Origin of the sequence: Aeromonas sp., from assembly GCF_051657805.1 — a bacterium.
In the GTDB taxonomy this organism is placed as follows: Bacteria; Pseudomonadota; Gammaproteobacteria; order Enterobacterales; family Aeromonadaceae; genus Aeromonas.
In genome coordinates this window covers 53,307-74,214 of sequence record NZ_JBOFLJ010000010.1, presented here as the reverse complement: position 1 = coordinate 74,214, position 20,908 = coordinate 53,307, and the positions used below count along the sequence as shown (strand labels likewise).

The window sequence follows — 20,908 nt, the reverse complement described above, 5'->3', positions numbered from 1 at the left end:
GCGGGGCAGGCTTGCAGTAAAAGGTATCACCATGGGATTTATACTCAGACGTTTCTCCTTCTATCTGGTCGCCTTCCTGGTGGCCGCTACCATCAACTTCCTGTTGCCCAGAGCCATGCCGGGGGATCCCGTCTCCGTCATGTTCGCCCGGGCCGGCGCCATGATGGAACCCGCCGCCCTGGAAGCCCTCAAAGCCACCTTCGGCTTCGTTGATGGCCCCATCGGCACCCAATTTCTCACCTATGTGAAGAGCGTCTTCACCTGGGATCTCGGCACCTCGGTGCGCTACTACCCGCAACCGGTCGCCGACGTGCTCGGCCGCGCCATCGGCTGGACCCTGTTCCTGGTGGGCACCTCCACCATTCTGAGCTTCTCCATCGGCTCCATCGTCGGCATCTTCGCCGCCTGGTACCGGGGGGGACGCATGGACAGCATCCTCTCCCCGCTCACCCTGGTGATGCAGGCCATCCCCCCCGTGGTGGTCTCCCTGCTCGCCCTCTTCCTGTTCGGGGTCAGCCTCGGCTGGCTGCCCATCGGCTACGCCTACAGCCCGGAGATCAAGGCCGATTTTGGCTGGGAGCACATCAAGAGCATCATGCTGCACGCCATCATGCCGGTCGGCACCCTGGCCATGGTGCAGGTGGGGGGCTTCCTCATCACCATGCGCAACAACATGATCAACCTGCTGGGTGAGGACTACATCACCATGGCCAAGGCCAAGGGGCTCTCCAGCAACCGGGTGATCTTCAACTACGGCGCCCGCAACGCCGTGCTGCCGAGCGTCACCGCCCTCTCCATGGCGCTGGGGTTCGTCATCGGCGGCTCCCTCATCACCGAGGTGATCTTCAACTACCCCGGTCTCGGCCTGACGCTCTATCAGGGCATTCTCGCCCGCGACTACCCCCTCATCCAGGGCCAGTTGCTCATCATGACCATCACCATGCTCAGCTTCAACTTCCTGGCGGACGTGCTCTATGTCTTCCTGGATCCCCGTCTGCGTACAGGAGGCAAATAAGATGCGTATGCCGACTATTTTAAAAATCCTGCTGGGCAACAAGAAGGCGGCCTTCGGCCTCGCCATCGTCGTCACCTTCGTGTTGATGGCGCTGTTCGCCCCGCTGCTCGCCAGCAACGAGCCCACCAAGCGGGTCGCCCGCCCGCACCAGCCCCCCAGCGTGGAGCTGGTGATGGGCTCCAACCGCATGGGCCACGATCTCTGGTCCCAGTTCACCCACGGCGCCCGCATCTCCCTGCTGGTGGGCTTCGGGGCCGGCCTGCTGGTCTGCGCCCTCGCCATCACGGTGGGGATCACCGCCGGTTACTTCGGCGGCGTAGTGGACGAGTGCCTCACCTTCCTGATGAACGTGGTGCTGGTGATCCCGAACCTTCCGTTGTTACTGGTGCTCGCGAGCTTTATCGGGGAGGCGTCACCGACGGTGATTGCCCTCATCATAGGCTTTACCTCCTGGGCCTACGGCGCCCGGGTGATCCGTGCCCAGACCCTGGCGCTGCGGGAGAAGGAGTTCGTCATCGCCGCCGAGGTGCTGGGTGAGCCGGCCTGGCGCATCATTTTGGTGGAGATACTGCCGAACCTCATCTCCATCATCGGCGTGAGCTTCATCGGCTCCATCATCTACGCCATCGTCACCGAGGCGACCCTGGAATTCCTGGGTCTCGGCGATCCGACCGTGGTGAGCTGGGGCATCATGCTCTACAACGCCCAGACCTCGAGCGCCATCCTGGTAGGCGCCTGGTGGGAGATCCTGGCCCCCTGCTTCGCCATCGCGACCCTGGGCGCCGGCCTCGCCATGCTCAACTTCGCCATCGACGAGATAGCGAACCCCCAGCTGCGCTCCCACAAGGGCCTCAATCGCTGGAAGAAACTCGCCGCCCCAGCCCCAGTCACCGCTACGGCCGTACAGGAGAAGACAGCATGACCTCGCAACAACCCCTGCTGTCGGTGCGCCAGCTCTGCGTCGACTACATCACCGAGAACGGCGACGTGCGCGCCGTCAACTCGGTCAGCTTTGACATCATGCCAGGGGAGGTGTTCGGCCTCGCCGGCGAGTCCGGCTGCGGCAAGTCCACGGTCGCCTTCTCGGTGGCCAGGCTGCACAAGCCGCCCGCCTACATCAGCGGCGGCGAGATCCTGTTCAAGGGGGAAAACATCCTGCACTTTGGCGACGAGCGGCTGCGCAGCTACCGCTGGCGCCAGGCGAGCGTGGTGTTCCAGTCTGCCATGAATGCGCTCAACCCCGTGCTGCGCATGGAGGAGCAGTTCTGCGACGTGCTGCTGGCCCACAACCCCGGCCTGACCCGCTACGAGGCGATCAAGCGCGCGAAAGAGTTGCTGGAGATCGTCGACATCCATCCGAGCCGGCTCAAGGACTACCCGCACCAGTTCTCCGGCGGCATGCGCCAGCGACTGGTGATCGCCATCGCCATGGCCCTCAACCCGGAGCTACTGATCATGGACGAGCCCACCACGGCGCTGGACGTGGTGGTGCAGCGGGAGATCCTGCAGAAGGTCTATGCCCTGAAGGAGAAGTTCAACTTCTCCATCCTCTTCATCACCCACGACCTGTCCCTCATGGTCGAGTTCTGCGATCGCATCGGCATCATGTACGCCGGCGAGCTCATCGAGATAGCGCCCTCCAAGGCGATCCTGAGCGCGCCCCTGCACCCCTACACCCGGGGGCTCGGCAACTCCTTCCCGCCCCTGCACGGCCCGAAGACCGTGCTGGAGGGGATCCCGGGCACGCCGCTCAACCTGCTGGAGGTGCCGGTCGGCTGCCGCTTCCAGGCCCGCTGCAACCGGGTACACGAGCGCTGCCGCCAGGAATACACTCGACTGGCCGAGATCCGGCCGGGACAACAGACCGCCTGCCACCTCTATGATGCGGCGGAGCAACAACAGGATCTTCCGATCTATCTGGACAAGGCCGCTGGCTGTTAAGGATGTCTGTCATGCAAATCGCCCAAACCGACGCCCCCATCATCGAGGTCCAGCATCTCTACAAGGACTTCCCCGTCAACTCCAATGCCATCAAGAGTGGCAAGATGCGGGCCCTGTCCGACATCACCTTCAACCTGCACCGGGGCCGCGCCCTGGCCGTGGTGGGTGAGTCCGGCTCTGGCAAGAGCACCATCGCCAAGATCATCGCCAAGATGTACAAGCTCTCCAGCGGCCGCATCCTCTATCGCGGCCGGGATCTGGAGGAGTTCGACAAGGGCACTGCCCTGCTCGACTACCGCCAGAGCGTGCAGATGGTGTGGCAGGATCCCTTCGGTTCGCTCAACCCGACCCACACCATCTACCACCACATCGCCCGCCCCCTGCTGCTGCACAGCAAGGTGCTCGACAAGAAAGACCTGCCGGACATGGTCTACACCCTGCTGGAGAAGGTGGGGCTGACCCCTGCCAAGGCGACGGCGGCCAAGTACCCGCACCAGCTCTCCGGCGGCCAGCGCCAGCGGGTCAATATCGCCCGTAACCTGGCGGTGGAGGCGGAAGTGGTGCTGGCGGACGAGCCCACCTCCATGCTCGACGTCTCCATTCGCATCGGCATCCTCAACCTGATGGAGCAGATGAAGAACGAGCTCGGCGTCTCCATGCTCTACATCACCCACGACATCGCCACCGCCCGCTATGTGGCGGAAGATCTCGCGGTCATGTACGTGGGCCACATGGTGGAGTGGGGGGAGGTAGACGAGATCCTGCACCACCCCCAGCACCCCTACACCCAGCTGCTCATCTCGGCGGTACCGGATCCGGAGAAGAGCATCCACGCCGAGCTGGAGGGGGGCCGCAAGGGGGAGATCCCGCTCTGGACCCCGCACTCTCGCGGCTGCCCCTTCGCCGGTCGCTGCCACCAGGCCATGGCTCGCTGCAAGGAGAGCCTGCCGCCGGTGACTAGGCTCGCCGACAACCACTTCGTGCGCTGCTACCTGTACGACTGAGCCAGCCTACCGTTTCACCGCGGGCCTGTGAGGCCCGCCAACCGCCTCGCCTGCTGCGGCAGGCCAGGGGAGTCAATCTTCGATGGAACTCTTGATCAATCAGGTGGGCTACGACTGCGACGGTCACAAGGTGGCTCTGCTGCAGGGCTCCCCGGAGCAGGCCCTCGGCGGCCGGGTGCGGCTGCTGCGTCTGGACGATGGCCAGATCCTGTTCGAGACCGAGCTGCAGGCCGCGGGCCAGGTCCCCGGCTGGCAGGGCCGCCGCTTCTGGCGCGCCGACTTCAGCGCCTTCAGGGAGCCCGGTCACTACCGGCTGGAGGCCGTCACCCTGAGCGAGGGGGAGGCGGCCCCCTCCGTCACCCGCTCCCCCCGCTTCGCCATCGGCCCCCAGCTGCTGAGCCGTGCCTGCCTCTCCGATGTGGTGCACTACTTCAAGGGCCAGCGGGCCAGCGGCGCCTTCGACAGGGCCGACCGCCAGGCCCGCCTGTTTGGCAGCGATCAGCGCCGGGATGTGCGCGGCGGCTGGTTCGATGCCAGCGGCGACATGAGCAAGTACTTAAGCCACCTCTCCTACGCAAACTTCCTCAACCCCCAGCAGACCCCATTGGTGGTCTGGGCCCTGCTCAAGTGCCGGGAGCTGCTCTCAGGGCGCACCGACATCGACGGCCTGAACCTGTGCAAACGGCTCGGCGACGAGGCCCTGCACGGGGCGGACTTCCTCTGCCGGATGCAGGACGAGAGCGGCTTCTTCTACATGACCCTGTTCGACAAGTGGAGCAAGGATCCCGAGCAGCGCGAATTGTGCGCCTACGCCACCCAGCAGGGGCTCAAGTCGAAGGAGTGGCAGGCGGGGTTCCGGCAAGGGGGGGGGCTCGCCATCGCCGCCCTGGCCCGGGCCGCCCGGGAGTCTGCGGTCGGTGATTTCGATGCCAGCCACTACGCCGAGGCCGCCAGCCGTGGCTACCTGCACCTGCGCGAGCACAACCTCGCCTATCTGGACGATGGCTGCGAGAACATCATAGATGACTACTGCGCCCTGCTCGCCGCCATCGAACTGACCCGCACCCTGGGCCAGGGCTGGCTGGGAGAGGCCAGGGAGAGGGTCGGCAAGCTGTGCCAGCGCCAGCGTCCGCACTCGGAGCTCGGTCACTACTGGTCAGCCAACGAGGATGGCACGCGCCCCTACTATCACGCCGCCGAGGCAGGCCTGCCGGTGCTGGCCCTGCTGGAATATCTGGAGATTGAGCCGGATCCCGAGCGCAAGGCCAGGGTGCAAACCGTGGTGCAGCAGGCGCTGGCGGCCGAGCTGGCGCTGGCCGCTCAAGCGGGCAATCCCTTCGCCCTCGCCCGCCAATATGTGAAGGGCGTCGACGAGGCGGCGCGCATCAGCTTCTTTATGCCCCACCACAACGAATCCGGTTACTGGTGGCAGGGGGAGAACGCCCGCCTGGCCTCCCTGGCCGCCATGACATTTGCCGCTGCCCGCGTGCTGCCGCAGCAGCGCAAGCCCCTGATGACTTTCGGCCAGCGACAGCTCGACTGGATTTTGGGGCAAAACCCCTTCAACGCCTGCATGCTGGCGGGGCACGGCATCAACAACCCGAGCTACACCGCCGGCTATCCCAATGCCCTCGGCGGGATCTGCAACGGCATCACCGCCGGGTTCGACGACGAGGCGGATGTGGCCTTCATCCCGGATGCCTACAAGGAGAGGCTGGATCAGAACTGGCGCTGGGGAGAGCAGTGGATCCCTCACGCCGCCTGGTTCGCCCTGGCCATCAGCTGGCAGAGCACCCTCGGAGGCCTGCATGATTGAGTACTGGGTCGGTGTGGACGGGGGCGGCACCCACACCCGGGCCCGTATCCGCAGCAAGACGGGAACACTGTTGGGTGAGGGCCGGGCGGCGGGCTCCAATCTAGAGCTCGGCATCGAGCTCGCCCACGCCAACGTGCTGGCCGCCATCGATCAGGCCCGCGCCGAGGCAGGCCTCGGCGCGGAGGCCGAGCAGCAGATGGGGGTAGGCCTGGCGCTCGCCTCCGCCGAGCTCGCAGACTGCTACCACGCCCTCCTGGCCATGCCCTTCCCCTATGCCAGCGTGAGACTCACCTCGGATGCCTTCGGCGCCTGCCTCGGCGCCTTTGGCGGCCGGGAGGGAGCCATCCTCATCGCCGGCACCGGCTCGGCCGGGCTCATCTATCGGGAGGGGCGGCTGCGCACCTGCTCGGGACGGGGTTTCCCCATCTCGGATCTCGGCAGCGGCGCCTGGCTCGGGCTGCGCGCCCTGCAGCAGGCCCTGCTCTGCCACGATGGCATCTTGCCCCCCAGCCTGCTCGCCGTGCGCCTGCTGGATCACTTCAAGCGGGATCAGGCCGAGGTGGTGCGCTGGGCGAGTCGAGCCATCCCGGCGGATTACGGCCGCTTCACCCCCTGGGTGTTCGATGCCGCCTGCGACGGGGACGAGCTCGCCTGCCAGCTGCTGGACGAGACCTGCGCCCAGCTCGACACCCTGCTCATGGGGATGCGGCAGCTGGGTGCCAGACAGATAGCCCTGCTCGGCGGCGTCGGCACTCGCCTGGCCCCCCGTCTGGCCCACCTCCACCTGGCTCCCCCCAAGGCAGATGCCCTCGAGGGAGCCATCCTGTTCGCCCAATCAGAGGAATTCCCATGTCTGCACCCCTGATCCATACCCAAGTCGACCGACGCGACGGTGATGATGTCTGGTTCCGTTTCACCCTGAGCCAGCTGCCGAGCGGCCCCTGGAAGCTGCACTTCTGCCTGCCGCGGCAGATCGATGCCAGCTCGGTCGAAGGTGGCACCCTGGAGCGCCAGAGCGGCAGCTACAAGGTGCTCGTCCCCCAGGAGGGGGGCAGCGAGCTGCGTTTTTGCTGTCGCAGCACCCCCATCAAGCGTGATTCGGATCTGCCCCAGGGCTTCTTCCTGAGCCTCAGCGACACGGCCCCCGGTCCCCGGTTGCTGCCGGTGACCCTGGCAAGCCAGGCCCTCGGCCTGCCGCCACAGCCCGCCGCCGCCCCCGAGCTGCCCGAGGTGGAGCCCGCCAATGGCATAGTGCCCCAGCCCGCCCATCTGCTGCTGCCGGAGGGCAACTTCCGGCTGGCGGAGCGGGCCCATGTAAGCGGCCCCCTGCCCCTCGCCCCCCTGCTTGCCCACTTCAACGAGCTGACGGGGCTGGCCCTCAGCCAGGATCACGATGCCGAGATCCACCTCGTCGAGTCCCCCCTAGCCCCCGAGGCCTACAAGCTCTCCATCAGCCCCCGTGAGGTGGTGATCCAGGCGGCGGGTGAGGCGGGCTGGCGCCACGGCCTGGTGAGCCTGGCCCAGTGGACGCTGCAGCACGGGGAGAGCCTGCCCTGCCTCGAGCTCGTCGACGAGCCCCGCTTCGGTTTTCGCGGCATCTTCCTCGACTGCTCCCGCCACTTCCATTCCATCTCCACCATCAAGCGGCTGCTCAAGCAGATGAGCCTCTACAAGTTCAACCGCTTCCACTGGCACCTGACCGATGACGAGGGCTGGCGCCTCGAGATCAAGGCCTTCCCGCAACTGACCGAGGTGGCGGCCTGGCGCGGTCACGGCCTGGCGGTGGATCCCCAGCTGAGTGGCGGGCCGGATCCTTACGGCGGTTACTACACCCAGAGCGAGGTGCGTGAGCTGGTGGCCTATGCCGCCGGACTGGGCATCACCATCATCCCGGAGATCGACATCCCCGGTCACTGCCACGCCGCCATCAAGGCGCTGCCCGAGCTGCTGCGGGAAGAGGCGGACCACTCCCGCTACCTGTCGGTGCAGTTCTTCGATGACAACGTGCTCAACCCGGCGCTGCCCGGCACCTACGAGTTCCTGGACAAGGTGATGGACGAGGTGTGTGCCCTCTTCCCCGGGGAGCAGATCCACATGGGGGGGGACGAAGTGCCCCACGGGGTCTGGACCGACAGCCCGGCCTGCCAGCAGCTGATGCAGCGAGAGGGCTATCAGGATTGCCGCGAGCTGCAGGGCCATGTGCTGCGCCACTGCCAGCAATACCTGGCCACCAGGGGCAAGAAGATGCTGGGATGGGAGGAGATGCTGCACGGGGACAAGGTGAGCCGGGATGCCACCGTCTTCGCCTGGACCAACTTCCAGGCGGGGCTGGATGCCGCCACCCAGGGCTATCCCGTGGTGATGGCCCCCGCCCAGCAGCTCTATCTGGATCAGGCCTACAGCCATGATTATCAGGAACCGGGCCTCTACTGGGCCGGCCCCGTCAGCCTGGAGCAGGTCTACACCTGTGACCCGGCCCCTGTCGATTTCCATGCCAACGATAACATCCTGGGGGTGCTGAGCCCCTTATGGTCCGAGCAGATCATCTCGCGGGATAGGCTCGACTATATGTTGTTCCCACGCCTGCTGGCCACGGCCGAGGTGGCCTGGAGTGCCCCTGCCCACAAGTCATGGGAGCACTTCGTCGCCCGCCTGCCCGGCCAGTTGCAGATCCTCGATCAGTTGCAGGTGCGTTACCGGGTGCCACAGAGGTAGTGTTATCTTTCTCTTTTCGGCGACCTTTTGGTCGCCGTTTTTTTACTACCAATCAACAAAAATCCAACCTAGCCCCTACTCTTCATCCGCCTTTATTGGCAAAATAAGGCCCCTGATGAAGCCAGACGAAGCGCACAACGTCCAGCTCATTCGGCTCAAACCACAATAACAATCAGCACGAACATCGGAGCTTATCCTTATGGCCCGCAGAGACGTCCCGACAGTGGACAGCGAAGTGGAGTTTCCTGCCGACGTACAGCTCGTCTCCACCACGGACTTGCGCGGCGTCATCACCTACGCCAATCCCGCCTTCTGCCGCATCGCCGGCTACCAGGTCGATGAGCTGGTCGGCCAGAACCACAACCTGGTTCGCCATCCCGACATGCCCAAGGCCGCCTTCGCCGATCTCTGGGATCGCCTCAAGGAGGGCAACCCCTGGCGCGGCGTAGTGAAGAACCGCTGCAAGGATGGCCGCTACTACTGGGTCGATGCCTATGTGACCCCCATCTACGAGCAGGGCCAGATAAGCGGCTACCAGTCCGTGCGCTGCAAACCCGAGCCCCAGCTCAAGCAGGTGGCGAGCCAGGCCTATCAGGCCCTGCTCAAGGCCGAGCGGGGGGAAACCCGCAAGCTCCCCTCCCTGCAACCCTTCAGGCCCATACTGCTCGCCGGGTTGATGCTGGGGTTGCTGGGCTGGGCCGGCGCGACCCGGGGCGTGATGACGGCGCTGCTGATGCTGCTGCCCCTGCTGCTCGTCACCGGCGCTTACTGGCGCGAGCTCATCGCGCTGCCGCGCTACCTCAAGCAGCTTGGCCAGCAATATGACAGCCTGACCCGACTGGTCTACTCGGGGGATGCACCGGGGGCCATCGCCGATTTTCACCTCAAGATGCTGCAGGCCCGCATCCGCACCGTGCTCGGGCGGGTCAACGACGCCACTCACCCGCTGCAGACCCTGGCCACCGATCTCAAGGACTCCTCCCATCAGGCCTTCCTCGACATCAACGAGCAGGACGCCCAGACCCAGCAGATGGCGGCGGCCATGACCCAGATGGCCAGCACGGCCCACGAGATAGCCCGCAACATCCAGGACACCAACGGTCAGGTGACCGAGGCCCGCAGCAGCTGTGAACACACGGTGCGGCAGCTGGATCAGACCGAGCGGCAGATGGAGCAGCTGGCACACCAGGCGGAGCAGGCCTTCCACTCCGCGGTGGAGCTCGCCAGCGAGTCCCAGCGGATCGGCAGCGTCATGGGGGAAATTCAGGGCATCGCCGAACAGACCAACCTGCTGGCCCTCAATGCCGCCATCGAGGCGGCCCGCGCCGGCGAGCAGGGCCGCGGCTTCGCCGTGGTGGCGGACGAGGTGCGCACCCTCTCCACCCGCACCCACAAGGCCACGGAGCAGATCCAGGGCAGCATCAGCCAGATCCAGCAGACCCTGGGGCGCTGGCAGGGCATGATGCAGGACAACCTGGCCCAGACCCGGGAGTGCGCCGAGATGACCCGCCAGGGCTCGGGCAACCTGCATCTGGTGCTGGGGGAGATAGAACAGGTCACCGAGTTCTCGACCCAGATAGCGGCCGCCGCCGAGCAACAGCAGGCGGTGGTGGAGGAGATCAGCCGCAACATCCATCAGATCTCCCAATACTCCCGCGCCAACAGCCAGAAGATGCAGGCGGTGGACGACTCCAGCCAGGAGCTGCTCCAGCGCGCCCGCGAGCTTCGCGGGCTGAGCCAGACCTTCGGCTAGCCCTTGCCCCGCAGACGACGGAAGCGCCACAATGGCGCTTCTATTTTTTCAGGAGACGGCCAGACCCATGATGATGGATCCCCCCAAATCCAGCTTGAACAAGGTGGCCCGTATCGAGGCGATCCTGGCCCTGATCCCCGCCGGTCGCGTGGTGAGCTATGGCCAGGTTGCCGATCTCGCTGGTCTGCCGGGGCGTGCCCGCCTGGTGGGCAAGGTGCTGCGGGAGACCGACAAGGTGCTGCCCTGGCATCGCGTGCTGGGAGCCGGGGGGACCATCTCGCTGCCAAAGGGTTCGGCAGGCTTCGATGAGCAGACGGGGCGATTGCAGGAAGAGGGGGTGGTGGTGGTCGGAGGAAGGGTCAGGATGCGGGAGTGGCAGTGGCAGCCCGACCTGGCCGAGCTGCTCTTTCTCATCCCCTTCTAGGGATCCCGTTCAGTCACTGGCGAGAGGGCCCAGGATCTCGTCGCTGCGCACCTGCACCGGGATGGTTTCATCTTCCCGTTGCAGCAACACCAGCAGACTCTGTCTGTCCACTTCCAGCACGTAGGCCGTTCCTTCACGGGTCAGGCAGGTCATGCCCGGCCGGATTTCGTGTATCTCCATGACAACCTCCGTGTCTTGCGCTGCCATCCATGCAGCCAATTCAGTATATCCCCTTCTCCCAATAAAAAGGCCCCTGGGAGGGGCCTCTTTCGTCAATGTGTGAACCACAACGCGTCAGGATTTCTTCGCCTTGGCGAGACTCTCCTGCCATTTCCCGTTGTCGTAATGGGCCGTCCAGCCTGTCGCCTTGCCGTTGACCTCGGTCATCACGTACTGCTCCTTGCTCTTGCGGCTGAAGCGTACCACGGACGCGTTACCGTCAGGATCTGACGCCGGTGCATCCGCCAGATACTGGTGCTTGGGCGAGAGGCGGTCACGGAAGCGCTTGAGCTCCTCAACCAGAGGCGCACGAGTCTCACGGGATTTCGGGAAGTTGCTGGCGGCGAGGAAGAGGCCGGCGGCACCGTCCCGCAACACGAAGTGCGCATCGGACTGGGTGCATTTCAGCTCGGGCAGCGGCACAGGATCTTCCTTCGGCGGCGCTATGTCACCGTTTTTCAGGATCTTGCGGGTGTTCTTGCAAGTCTCGTTGGTGCAGCCCATGTACTTGCCGAAGCGGCCGTTCTTGAGCTGCATCTCGGATCCGCAGCGGTCACACTCTATGCTCGGCCCTTCGTAGCCCTTGAGCTTGAACTGGCCCTGCTCGATCTCGTAGCCGTCGCAGTCCGGGTTGCGACCACAGACGTGCAGCTTGCGGCTGTCGTCGATGATGTAGGCATCCATGGCGGTGCCACAGACGTTGCAGCGGTGCTTGGCACGCAGCGCCTCGGTTTCCGCCTCGTCACCGTCATCGGTGGCGGAGACGAACTCGTCGGCACTGACCAGGTTGATGGTCTTCTTGCAGCGCTCTTTGGGCGGCAGCGCATAGCCGGAGCAGCCGAGGAAGACCCCAGTGGTGGCGGTCCGGATCCCCATCTTGCGGCCGCAGTCCGGGCAGTCGATGTCGGTCAGCACCATCTGGTTGGCGCGCATGCCCCCCTCTTCATGGGGCTTGTCGGCCTGCTCCAGCTCCTGGGTGAACTCGGCGTAGAAGGCGTCGAGCACCTTCTTCCACTCCAGGCTCCCCTCGGCGATGCCATCGAGCTTGTCTTCCATCTTGGCGGTGAACTCGTAGTTCATCAGCTCGACGAAGTTCTCCACCAGGCGGTCGGTGACGATCTCACCCATCTTCTCGGCGAAGAAACGGCGGCTCTCGACCCGCACATAGCCGCGATCGACGATGGTAGAGATGATGGAGGCATAGGTGGACGGACGGCCGATGCCGCGCTTCTCCAGCTCACGCACCAGGGCCGCTTCGGTGAAGCGGGCGGGCGGCTTGGTGAAGTGCTGACGGGGATCCAGCTTGACCAGTTTCAGGATCTCGCCGACGGTCACCGCCGGCAGCTGGCTGTCTTCCCCCTTGCGACCCATGGGAGGCAGGGCCTTGGTCCAACCGGCGAAGCGCAGGGTACGGCCACGGGCCTTGAGCTCGAACTCACCGGCCTTGACGGTCAGGGTGGAGGAGTCGTATTGCGCCGGGGTCATCTGGCAGGCGACGAACTGACGCCAGATGAGGTCATAGAGACGCATCGCGTCCGGCTCCATGCCTTCGAGCATCTCGGCGGTGACCTGGACGCTGGAGGGACGGATCGCCTCGTGGGCCTCCTGGGCGTTGGCCTTGGCGCCGTAGAGGTTCGGCTCGCTCGGCAGATAGGCTTCGCCATACTGCTCGCCGATGTACTCCCGCACTGCCTCCACGGCCTCCTTGCTGAGGTTGGTGGAGTCGGTACGCATATAGGTGATGTAACCCGCTTCATAGAGACGCTGGGCCATCATCATGGTCTTCTTCACACCGAAGCTCAGACGGGTAGAGGCCGCCTGCTGCAGGGTGGAGGTGATGAAGGGGGCGGAGGGCTTGGAGCCGGTCGGCTTGTCTTCCCGGTTCACCACCTTGTAGTCGACCCCTTCCAGGGCAGCGACGGCGGCGAAGGTCTCGGCCTGGGTGACCGGCTTGAAGTCGGCCCCGTTGCGGCTGACCACTTCCATCCGCAGGTCGGCGTTGTCACCGGTCAGCAGGTCTGCGTTGAGATCCCAGAACTCCACCGGCACGAAGGCCTTGATCTCGCGCTCCTTGTCGACGATGAGGCGCACCGCGACGGACTGCACCCGGCCGGCGGAGAGGCCGCGAGCCAGCTTCTTCCACAAGAGCGGGGAGACCATGTAGCCCACCACCCGGTCGAGGAAACGACGGGCCTGCTGGGCGTTGACGCGATGGATGTTCAGCTCGGATGGCTGGGCGAAGGCCTCCTGGATGGCAGTCTTGGTGATCTCGTTGAACACCACCCGCTTGTAGCGGTCCTCGTCACCGCCGATGATCTCCCGCAGGTGCCAGGCGATCGCCTCCCCTTCTCTATCCAAGTCGGTTGCGAGATAGATGGTGTCAGCCTTGGCGGCCAGACTCTGCAACTCGCTGACTACTTTTTCCTTGCCGGGCAAAATCTGGTAGTTGGCCTGCCAGCCTGCGGTCGGATTGATCCCCATCCGTGCGAACAGGGCATTGCGATCCTTGGCAGCCTTCTCGGATTCGCTGAGCTTGATGCCGCGAATGACAGGTTTTTTGGGTTCCGTGCTGGCGCTGCCGCTGGTCGGCAGATCCCGCACATGACCTACGCTGGATTTGACCACGTAGTCCTTGCCCAAATATTTGTTGATGGTCTTGGCCTTGGCCGGAGACTCCACGATGACCAGTGATTTGCCCATGCTGTAACTATTATCCTCATTGCACCCGACGGGGTTGGCGTGCGGTTTTGTGGGGCTGTATAAGAGATTTGACAGGAAAAAGCAATCTTGGCGACAAATTTGCTTGACCCATACGCCCCCTACCGACTCTTTATTTATTAATGCGAAGCCGACGCGAGGGAAGCAACCGCTTTTTTGTTTTTATGCCATATACCCCCCTTTTTTAGATTGGAAATGACATATCCAGCCACCCTTGTTACATAAAAAACCACCAGAGTTATCAGCTTGTTACAAAGGATGAAATCTCTTTATAATGGCCACTCGCCGCAGCTTTGTGCGCGGAAGGACTCGCAACCCATATAAAAATCGAAAGGATGTCATCATGAAGCACTTCGAGGTCAACTTCGACGGCCTGGTCGGCCCCACCCACAACTATGCCGGCCTCTCTTACGGCAACGTGGCTTCCCAGAGCAACGCATCGGCGGCATCCAATCCGAAGGAGGCGGCCAAGCAGGGACTGCGCAAGATGAAGGCGCTGACCGAACTCGGCATGGTGCAGGGGATACTGGCCCCCCAGGAGCGACCGGATCTCGCCACCCTGCGCCGGCTGGGCTTTAGCGGATCAGATGCCAGCGTGCTGGCCCAGGCGGCGAAACAGGCCCCCGCCGTGCTGGCCGCCTGTTATTCCGCCTCCAGCATGTGGACCGCCAACGCCGCCACCGTCTCGCCGAGTGCCGACACCCAGGATGGCCGCATTCACTTCACCCCCGCCAACCTGACCAACAAGTTCCACCGCTCCCTCGAGCCCGAGGTAACGGGGCGCATTCTGCGCGCCGTGTTCAACAACGATCGCCACTTCTATCACCACCCCCATCTGCCGGAGAACGATCACTTCGGTGACGAGGGGGCCGCGAACCACACCCGGCTGTGCTGCGCCTATGGCGAGGCCGGGGTCGAGCTGTTCGTCTATGGCCGCAGCGCCTTCGACGCCTCCCAGCCCGCACCCAAACGCTACCCGGCCCGCCAGACTCTGGAGGCGAGCCAAGCCATCGCCCGTTTGCACGGGCTCGGCGACGAGAGCGCCGTCTTTATCCAGCAGAACCCGGACGTGATCGATCAGGGGGTGTTCCACAACGACGTGATCGCCGTGGGCAACCAGAACGTGCTCTTCTTCCACCAGCAGGCCTTCCTCAACACCGCCTCGGCCCTGGCCGAGGTGCGCGCCAAGTTCGGTGAAGGGGATCTGCACTTCATCGAGGTGCCGACCGCCGAGGTGTCTGTGCAGGATGCGGTGAAGTCCTATCTGTTCAACACCCAGATCCTGACCCTGCCGTCCGGCGAGATGGCGATCATCGCCCCCACCGAGTGCCGCGACAATCCGGCCGTCTCCGCCTATCTGGCCAAGCTGGTGACGCTTGGCACCCCGATCAAGGGTGTGCATTTCATGGATGTGAAGCAGAGCATGCGCAACGGCGGTGGCCCCGCCTGCCTGCGGCTGCGAGTCGCCATGAACGATACCGAGCTGGCGGCGGTCAACCCGGCCTGTCTTATCAACGACGCGCAGTTTGCCCGCCTCGACAACTGGGTCGATCGCCACTACCGCGACAGCCTGGCCCTGGACGACTTGCGGGATCCGGCCCTGGTGCTGGAGAGCCGCACCGCCCTGGACGAGCTGACCCAGATCCTGAAACTCGGCTCCGTCTACCCCTTCCAGCGCTGAGGTGCAGGCAACAAAAAAGCCGGGCAAGTGCCCGGCTTTTTTGTTAGGTTTTTGTTGTCGTGACTCAGCGCCAGGGGGTCTGCTGCCACAGCCGCCCCAGCCCCGCCTCCAGCGCCTGGGCACCCTGCTGACCCAGCTTCTGGGTCAGACTCCTGGGTCTGCGATAGCTGATGCCGATCACCTTGTGGTGGCTGGCCTGGGCCAGCAGGTAGTCGTCGCTGGTACAGAGGGTATCCACCAGCCCGAGCTGCCGGGCCTCGCTCGCCAGCCAGTGCTCACCGGTCGTCACCTTGTCGATGTCGAGGGCCGGTCTGTGCTCGGCCACGAACGTCTTGAAACGCTCGTGGATGGCGCCGAGCTCCTCGCGAAACTTCTCCCGCCCCAGATCGTCGTTCTCGCCGAACATGGTGATGGTGCGCTTGTACTGCCCCGCGGTGTGCATCTCGAACTCGATGTCGTGTTTCTTGAGCAGCTTGTTGAAGTTCGGCATCTGGGCGATCACGCCGATGGAGCCGACGATGGCGAACGGGGCCGCCAGGATCTGATCCGCCACGCAGGCCATCATGTAGCCGCCGCTCGCCGCCACCTTGTCGATGGCCACGGTCAGCTTGATGTCCCGATCCCGCAGGCGCTGCAACTGGGAGGCCGCGAGGCCATAGCCGTGCACCACGCCGCCGCCGGACTCGAGGCGCAGCAGCACCTCGTCACCGGGCTGGGCGACGCCGATCACGGCGCTCACCTCTTCCCGCAGGGAGGCCACTTCCTTGGCATCCATGCTGCCGTGGAAGTCGATGACGAACAGCCGGCTGCGCTCATCATCGGCCTTGGCACGGGCCTTCTGCTCGGCCTTGCGCGCCTTCTCGAGCTGCTTGCGCTGCCCCTTGTCCGCCAGGGCCGCTTGCAACTGGTGACGCCCCTGCTCCAGTTCGCTGGAGAGATCGGTCACCACCAGCTCCCCCTTGCGCGCCTTGGGCTGGCGGCTGCTCACCACCATCATGATGACGGCGGCGATGGCCAGCAGTAAGGTGAGAGTCTTGGCCAGAAACAGGCCGTATTCGGTCAAAAATGCCACTTGGTACTCCGCTCGGTGTTCGGTTTTTTCACATAGTAAGGAGTTTGGCTACAGGGTGCAAAAACTCTGCCATGCGGGCTCCCATTTGCCGATAAATTGCCACAACCCCGCTGTTTTATTCACATTTTTAGCCTCTCATACTGGCCAAACGCGGGGCCGCCTCAGTACACTCCCCTCCATTGCTGCCCCCGGGCCGATCACATTGTTAACAGGAGTCCACATGCTCGACTATCAGGCCCCCAAGGCACTGCTCAAGGACAAGGTCATTCTGGTGACCGGCGCCGGTGACGGCATCGGCCGGGAAGCGGCTCTCACCTACGCGGCCCACGGCGCCACCGTGATCCTGCTCGGGCGCACCAGCGCCAAGCTCGAGGCCGTGTACGACCAGATCGAGGCGGCCGGACATCCCCTGCCCGCCATAGTGCCGGTGGATCTGAAAGGGGCGACCAGGAGTCACTACCTCGGCATGGCCGAGACCTTCGCCCAGCAGTTCGGCCGCCTCGACGGCGTGCTGTTCAACGCCGGCCTGCTTGGCACCCTGTCGCCGTTCGAGCACATCCAGGAGCAGGAGTGGGACGAGGTGATGCAGGTCAACGTCAAGTCCGAGTTCCTGCTGACCCAGGCGCTGCTACCCCTGCTGCGCCAGACCGCCAAGGCGCACGGCGATGCTTCCATCGTCTACACCTCGTCCAGCGTGGGCCGCAAGGGGCGCGCCTACTGGGGCACCTACGCCATCTCCAAGTTTGCCATCGAGGGGATGATGGAAGTGCTGGCGGACGAGCTGGAGAACACCAAGGTGCGGGTCAACACCCTGAACCCGGGCGGCACCCGTACCAAGATGCGAGCCAGCGCCTTCCCGGCGGAGGATCCCCAGACCCTGAAGACCCCCGCCGACCTGATGCCGCTCTACCTCTATCTGATGGGGAGCGACAGCCAGGGGCAGACCGGTCGAACCTTTGTTGCTCAACCTAAATAAAATCAACAAACTAACCAGATAGGGTTAAATTGAATAGGGGTGCCAGCAGCGCCCTGTTGAATCCCATCGGCCCCCTGACAGGTTGAACTATGTTTCGTCCCAAGAGCACCTTTGAGCAATGGCGGATCTTTCAGGCCGTGGTGGACTGTGGTGGTTATGCCCAGGCCGCCGAGGCGCTGAACAAGAGCCAATCCTCCCTCAATCATGCGGTGGCCAAGCTGCAGCAGAGTCTGGGGGTGGCCCTGCTGGAGGTGCGGGGGCGCAAGGCCGTGCTGACGCCGTCCGGGGAGATCTTCCTCAAGCGGGCCCGTCAGCTCAGCCAGCAGGTGGAAGAGCTGGAGAATCTGGCCAACAACCTGGAGCGGCAGTGGGAGCCGCAGATCAACCTCTATGTCTCGGTGCTGCAACCGCGGGAGCGCCTCTACCGGGCCCTGGCCAACTTCTATCCCCGCAGCCGGGGTTGCCGCATCAATCTGCACGAACGGATCCACTGCCACTTCAACGCGCTGCAGGTGGGGGATCTGATGCTCTCCGAGCACCTGCCCCAGGATCGCACCGGCCTGCCCCTCGACGAAGTCTGCCTGCTGCCCCTGTGCGCAGCCACACACCCCCTCGCCAGCCATGAGGCTCCCATCACAGCCGAGCAGCTCGGCAACCACAACCAGATCAGCCTGCATCCCCCCATCCACCGCTCGGTGGACTGGAACGATGCGGACGACACCGGCTGGAAGGCGACCCACTATCACGAGGTGCTCGCCATGCTGAATCTGGGTCTCGGTTACGCCTGGGTGCCGCGCCACCTGGTGCGCAGGGAGCTCGCCGACGGCAGCCTCAGGCAGCTCAATCTGGAAGGGGGCAGCGAGCGCTACCTCTACACCTACCTGCTCACCCCCTCGGCCGACGCCCTAGGGCCGGCGGCCGAGCTGCTGCTGCGCTGCCTGCGCAACGAATACCAGCAGGGCGAGCGCGGCAAGTAAGCCTTATACGTTCGGCACCCGCCAGCAGGCCGCCAGCGCCATCAAGGCCAACCCGGTGGCCACCATAAAGACCCCGTGGAAACTCCAGATCTCCGCCACAGTCCCGGCGATGGCCCCCGCCATGATGGAACCGGTGCGTATGCTGTTGGCAAACAGCGTGGTCGCCACCCCGGCCCGACCCGGCATCAGATCCTGGAAATAGGACATGCCGATGCCGGCGACGATGCCGATGAAGATGGCGTTGAGCAGTTGCAGCGCGATCAGCGCCGTCTGGCTCGACAGTGTCACCAGCCCCACGTAGAAACCTACCCCGGCCAGCACCGCCAGCAGCATCATGGGCCGCTTGCCGAAGCGCCGGGTGTAGTAGCCCGCCAGCAGCATGAAGGGGATCTCGAGGGCCGCCGCCGTGCCCATCAGGATGCCCGCCAGCTTCTCCTCCAACCCCAGCTCGCGGGTGATATAGAGCGGCATGTTGATGAGATACATGCTGTTACAGGTCCACATCAGGGTGGAGGCGATGAAGAGCGCCCGCACCGAGGGCATTCGCCAACTGCTGATCCGTTCCTGCTCTCCCCCCGACTTGGGCAACGGCAGGGAGGGCAGCCAGCGCCAGACCACGAAGGCACAGACCAGGTAGGCGAAGGCGGAGGCCAGATACATCACCTCGAAGCCATAGCCGATGGCCAGCGCGAAGGCCGCCGGCGGCCCGATGACCCAGGCCAGGGAGAACTGGGCCCGCAGCACCGAGCTGAACATGTCGGCCCGCTTGTTGCGGCTGTCGGCATACTCCCGCGCCAGGGCGAACAACTGGGGGCTGGCGGTGGCGGTGAGGCTCGCCAGCACCACCCCCAGGCTCACCAGCAGCCAGTATTGCCGATTCCAGGCGAACAGCAGGGAGAGCACTATGCCGGCGAAGCAGCAGCGCAGGATCAGTTGCTTGCGATCCCCCTTGCTGTCGGAGCGGTGGCCGAGCCACTGGCTGATGAGGATGCCGATGACGGCGTTGATCGTATAGAAGAGCCCCACCAGGAAGGGGCGCACCTGCACCTCTTCGGCGAGAAACAGGCTCAGGGTCGGCACCTGCAGTGCCACCGCCACCCCGGTCATGAAGGTCACCGCCAGGAACGAGAGGGAGACGGGATCCGGCCTCTGGCGGACAGCTGTCAGCAAACGCATAGAGATACCATTGATATGGAAGAGAAAAAGGCGCCAGAGAGCGGCGGGAGCATAAAATGACGGCAGCTATCTTATGTCATTATCAACAACTACCTCAAGGCTTGCGAGGCCGCGCCCGAGCCCGTACATTGAAAGCCCATTGGCCAGCACAAGGATTTCACATGTTTGATTTTGACCGGGAGATAGATCGCAGCGGCACCATGAGCCTGAAATGGGACAAGTACAAGGGACAGGACGTGCTGCCCATGTGGGTGGCCGATACCGACTTCGCCTCTCCCCCCGCCGTCATCGAGGCGCTCACCCAGCGGGTGGCCCACGGCGTCTTCGGCTACTCCCGCCCCTCTCCCCGGTTGATCGAACTCATCCAGACCCGGCTGCAGCAGCGCCATGGCTGGGACGTCAAGCCCGAGTGGATCGTCTTCCTGCCGGGGGTAGTTCCTGGCCTGAACCTCGCCTGCAAGGCCTGGAGCCAGCATGGCCGTGGCATCATCACCCCCAAGCCGGTCTATTACCCCTTCCTGCAGGCCCCGGGCTTCAACGATCGGCCCCTGCTCACCGTGCCCATGGTGGAAGAGGCGGGTCGCTGGGTGCTGGATCTGGAGGAGCTGGAGCGTCAGGCCCCTTCGGCCGATCTGCTGCTCTTGTGCAACCCGCACAACCCGGGCGGCACCGTCTTCACCCGTGAGGAGCTGCTCGTCATCGACGCCATCGCAGAGCGCCACAACCTGGTGATCTGCTCCGACGAGATCCACTGCGATCTGCTGCTGGACAAGGATGCCCGCCACATCCCCTACGGCGCCCTCAGCCCGGCGGCGGCCGAGCGCAGCGCCGTCATGATGGCGCCGAGCAAGACCTTCAACATCGCAGGGCTCTGCTGCTCCTTCGCGGTGATCCCGAACGCCAGGCTGCGCCTCAAGCTGCAACAGGCCATGCGCGGCATCAGCGCAGACGTCAACCTGCTGGGCTTCGTCGCCGCGGAGGCGGCCTACGAGGGGGGCGATCAGTGGCTCGTCGAGCAACTCGACTACCTGAGAGCCAATCTGGCGTTGATAGAAGAGGCGGTGGCCCGCTGGCCCGGCGTCACACTGGCCCACCATCAGGCGACCTACCTCGCCTGGATCGACGTGAGCGGCCTCGGGCTGGACGATCCCATCGCCTTCTTCGAGCAGGCCGGTGTCGGCCTCTCACCGGGTGCCCAGTTTGGGGATGGCCAGTTCGTGCGCCTCAACTTCGGCTGCACCCGGGCAACCCTCGTCGAGGCGCTGGCCCGCATGGAGAAGGCCATACTCCAGCGCGGTCGCTGACGGGCGAGGCGCCAGCGCATTCATGGCGAAAGCCATTTTGACCCACATCTGGTATAGATAAGATGTGACTCATGACGGGATGAGCCGGGCTCATCCCTTTTTATCCGCCATTGACCC

At 64.4% G+C, this 20,908-nt stretch carries 17 protein-coding genes; 13 read left to right on the top strand and 4 right to left on the bottom strand.

Translation table 11 applies throughout. The features are described from left to right. Positions 1–31 precede the first annotated feature (31 nt). The 9 genes from ACRCYW_RS03035 (at position 32) to ACRCYW_RS02995 (ending at position 10,668) form a co-directional block, all read left to right on the top strand. Complete coding sequence (locus tag ACRCYW_RS03035; RefSeq protein WP_438548707.1) at positions 32–1,015, top strand: ABC transporter permease; 984 nt, start codon at positions 32–34, stop codon at positions 1,013–1,015. A 1-nt stretch (position 1,016) separates the two neighbouring features. Next, positions 1,017–1,937 carry an ABC transporter permease gene (locus ACRCYW_RS03030; RefSeq protein WP_438548706.1) on the top strand — a complete coding sequence of 307 codons (921 nt, stop codon included), beginning with the start codon at positions 1,017–1,019 and terminating at the stop codon, positions 1,935–1,937. Continuing rightward, positions 1,934–2,956, top strand: coding sequence for an ABC transporter ATP-binding protein (locus tag ACRCYW_RS03025; RefSeq protein WP_438548705.1), 1,023 nt, complete (start codon positions 1,934–1,936; stop codon positions 2,954–2,956). Before ACRCYW_RS03030 ends, ACRCYW_RS03025 begins: the two co-directional genes overlap by 4 nt. An 11-nt stretch (positions 2,957–2,967) precedes the next feature. Further along, positions 2,968–3,960 (top strand): ABC transporter ATP-binding protein, encoded by a 993-nt coding sequence (locus ACRCYW_RS03020; RefSeq protein ID WP_438548704.1) that lies wholly within the window; start codon positions 2,968–2,970, stop codon positions 3,958–3,960. A gap of 82 nt (positions 3,961–4,042) precedes the next feature. Then, positions 4,043–5,776 carry a glycoside hydrolase family 9 protein gene (locus tag ACRCYW_RS03015; RefSeq protein ID WP_438548703.1) on the top strand — a complete coding sequence of 578 codons (1,734 nt, stop codon included), beginning with the start codon at positions 4,043–4,045 and terminating at the stop codon, positions 5,774–5,776. Continuing rightward, positions 5,769–6,641: a BadF/BadG/BcrA/BcrD ATPase family protein gene (locus tag ACRCYW_RS03010; protein ID WP_438548702.1), complete on the top strand. Its 873-nt coding sequence runs from the start codon at positions 5,769–5,771 to the stop codon at positions 6,639–6,641. The genes ACRCYW_RS03015 and ACRCYW_RS03010 overlap by 8 nt, the downstream gene beginning before the upstream one ends. Continuing rightward, on the top strand, positions 6,626–8,491 hold the full coding sequence (locus tag ACRCYW_RS03005; RefSeq protein ID WP_438548701.1) for a beta-N-acetylhexosaminidase: 1,866 nt from the start codon (positions 6,626–6,628) through the stop codon (positions 8,489–8,491). Before ACRCYW_RS03010 ends, ACRCYW_RS03005 begins: the two co-directional genes overlap by 16 nt. A 199-nt stretch (positions 8,492–8,690) precedes the next feature. Continuing rightward, positions 8,691–10,244, top strand: coding sequence for a methyl-accepting chemotaxis protein (locus ACRCYW_RS03000; protein WP_438548700.1), 1,554 nt, complete (start codon positions 8,691–8,693; stop codon positions 10,242–10,244). Between the two features lie 67 nt (positions 10,245–10,311). Beyond that, positions 10,312–10,668 (top strand): MGMT family protein, encoded by a 357-nt coding sequence (locus ACRCYW_RS02995; RefSeq protein WP_438549019.1) that lies wholly within the window; start codon positions 10,312–10,314, stop codon positions 10,666–10,668. 9 nt (positions 10,669–10,677) lie between these two features. Here the strand turns inward: ACRCYW_RS02995 and ACRCYW_RS02990 are convergent, their stop codons facing one another. Together ACRCYW_RS02990 and topA are read right to left on the bottom strand one after the other, a co-directional pair. Then, complete coding sequence (locus ACRCYW_RS02990) at positions 10,678–10,848, bottom strand: hypothetical protein (protein ID WP_438548699.1); 171 nt, start codon at positions 10,846–10,848, stop codon at positions 10,678–10,680. A 114-nt stretch (positions 10,849–10,962) separates the two neighbouring features. Further along, the gene (topA, locus tag ACRCYW_RS02985; RefSeq protein ID WP_438548698.1) at positions 10,963–13,587 is read right to left on the bottom strand and encodes a type I DNA topoisomerase; all 2,625 of its coding nucleotides are present in this window, start codon (positions 13,585–13,587) and stop codon (positions 10,963–10,965) included. A 361-nt stretch (positions 13,588–13,948) separates the two neighbouring features. Between topA and astB the strand changes: the two genes are divergently transcribed. Next, the gene (gene astB / locus ACRCYW_RS02980) at positions 13,949–15,286 is read left to right on the top strand and encodes an N-succinylarginine dihydrolase (protein WP_438548697.1); all 1,338 of its coding nucleotides are present in this window, start codon (positions 13,949–13,951) and stop codon (positions 15,284–15,286) included. A 64-nt stretch (positions 15,287–15,350) separates the two neighbouring features. Here astB and sohB read toward each other — a convergent pair whose 3' ends face one another. Next, entirely contained in the window at positions 15,351–16,358 is a 1,008-nt protein-coding gene (gene sohB / locus ACRCYW_RS02975) for a protease SohB (protein WP_438548696.1), read from the bottom strand. Between the two features lie 220 nt (positions 16,359–16,578). Between sohB and ACRCYW_RS02970 the strand changes: the two genes are divergently transcribed. Together ACRCYW_RS02970 and ACRCYW_RS02965 are read left to right on the top strand one after the other, a co-directional pair. Further along, positions 16,579–17,334 (top strand): YciK family oxidoreductase, encoded by a 756-nt coding sequence (locus ACRCYW_RS02970; RefSeq protein ID WP_438548695.1) that lies wholly within the window; start codon positions 16,579–16,581, stop codon positions 17,332–17,334. 89 nt (positions 17,335–17,423) lie between these two features. After that, positions 17,424–18,311: a LysR family transcriptional regulator gene (locus tag ACRCYW_RS02965; protein WP_438548694.1), complete on the top strand. Its 888-nt coding sequence runs from the start codon at positions 17,424–17,426 to the stop codon at positions 18,309–18,311. 3 nt (positions 18,312–18,314) lie between these two features. Here the strand turns inward: ACRCYW_RS02965 and ACRCYW_RS02960 are convergent, their stop codons facing one another. After that, positions 18,315–19,487, bottom strand: coding sequence for an MFS transporter (locus tag ACRCYW_RS02960; RefSeq protein WP_438548693.1), 1,173 nt, complete (start codon positions 19,485–19,487; stop codon positions 18,315–18,317). A 161-nt stretch (positions 19,488–19,648) separates the two neighbouring features. Between ACRCYW_RS02960 and ACRCYW_RS02955 the strand changes: the two genes are divergently transcribed. Then, positions 19,649–20,791, top strand: a complete 1,143-nt coding sequence (locus ACRCYW_RS02955) for a MalY/PatB family protein (protein ID WP_438548692.1) — start codon at positions 19,649–19,651, stop codon at positions 20,789–20,791. The last annotated feature ends 117 nt before the right edge of the window (positions 20,792–20,908 follow it).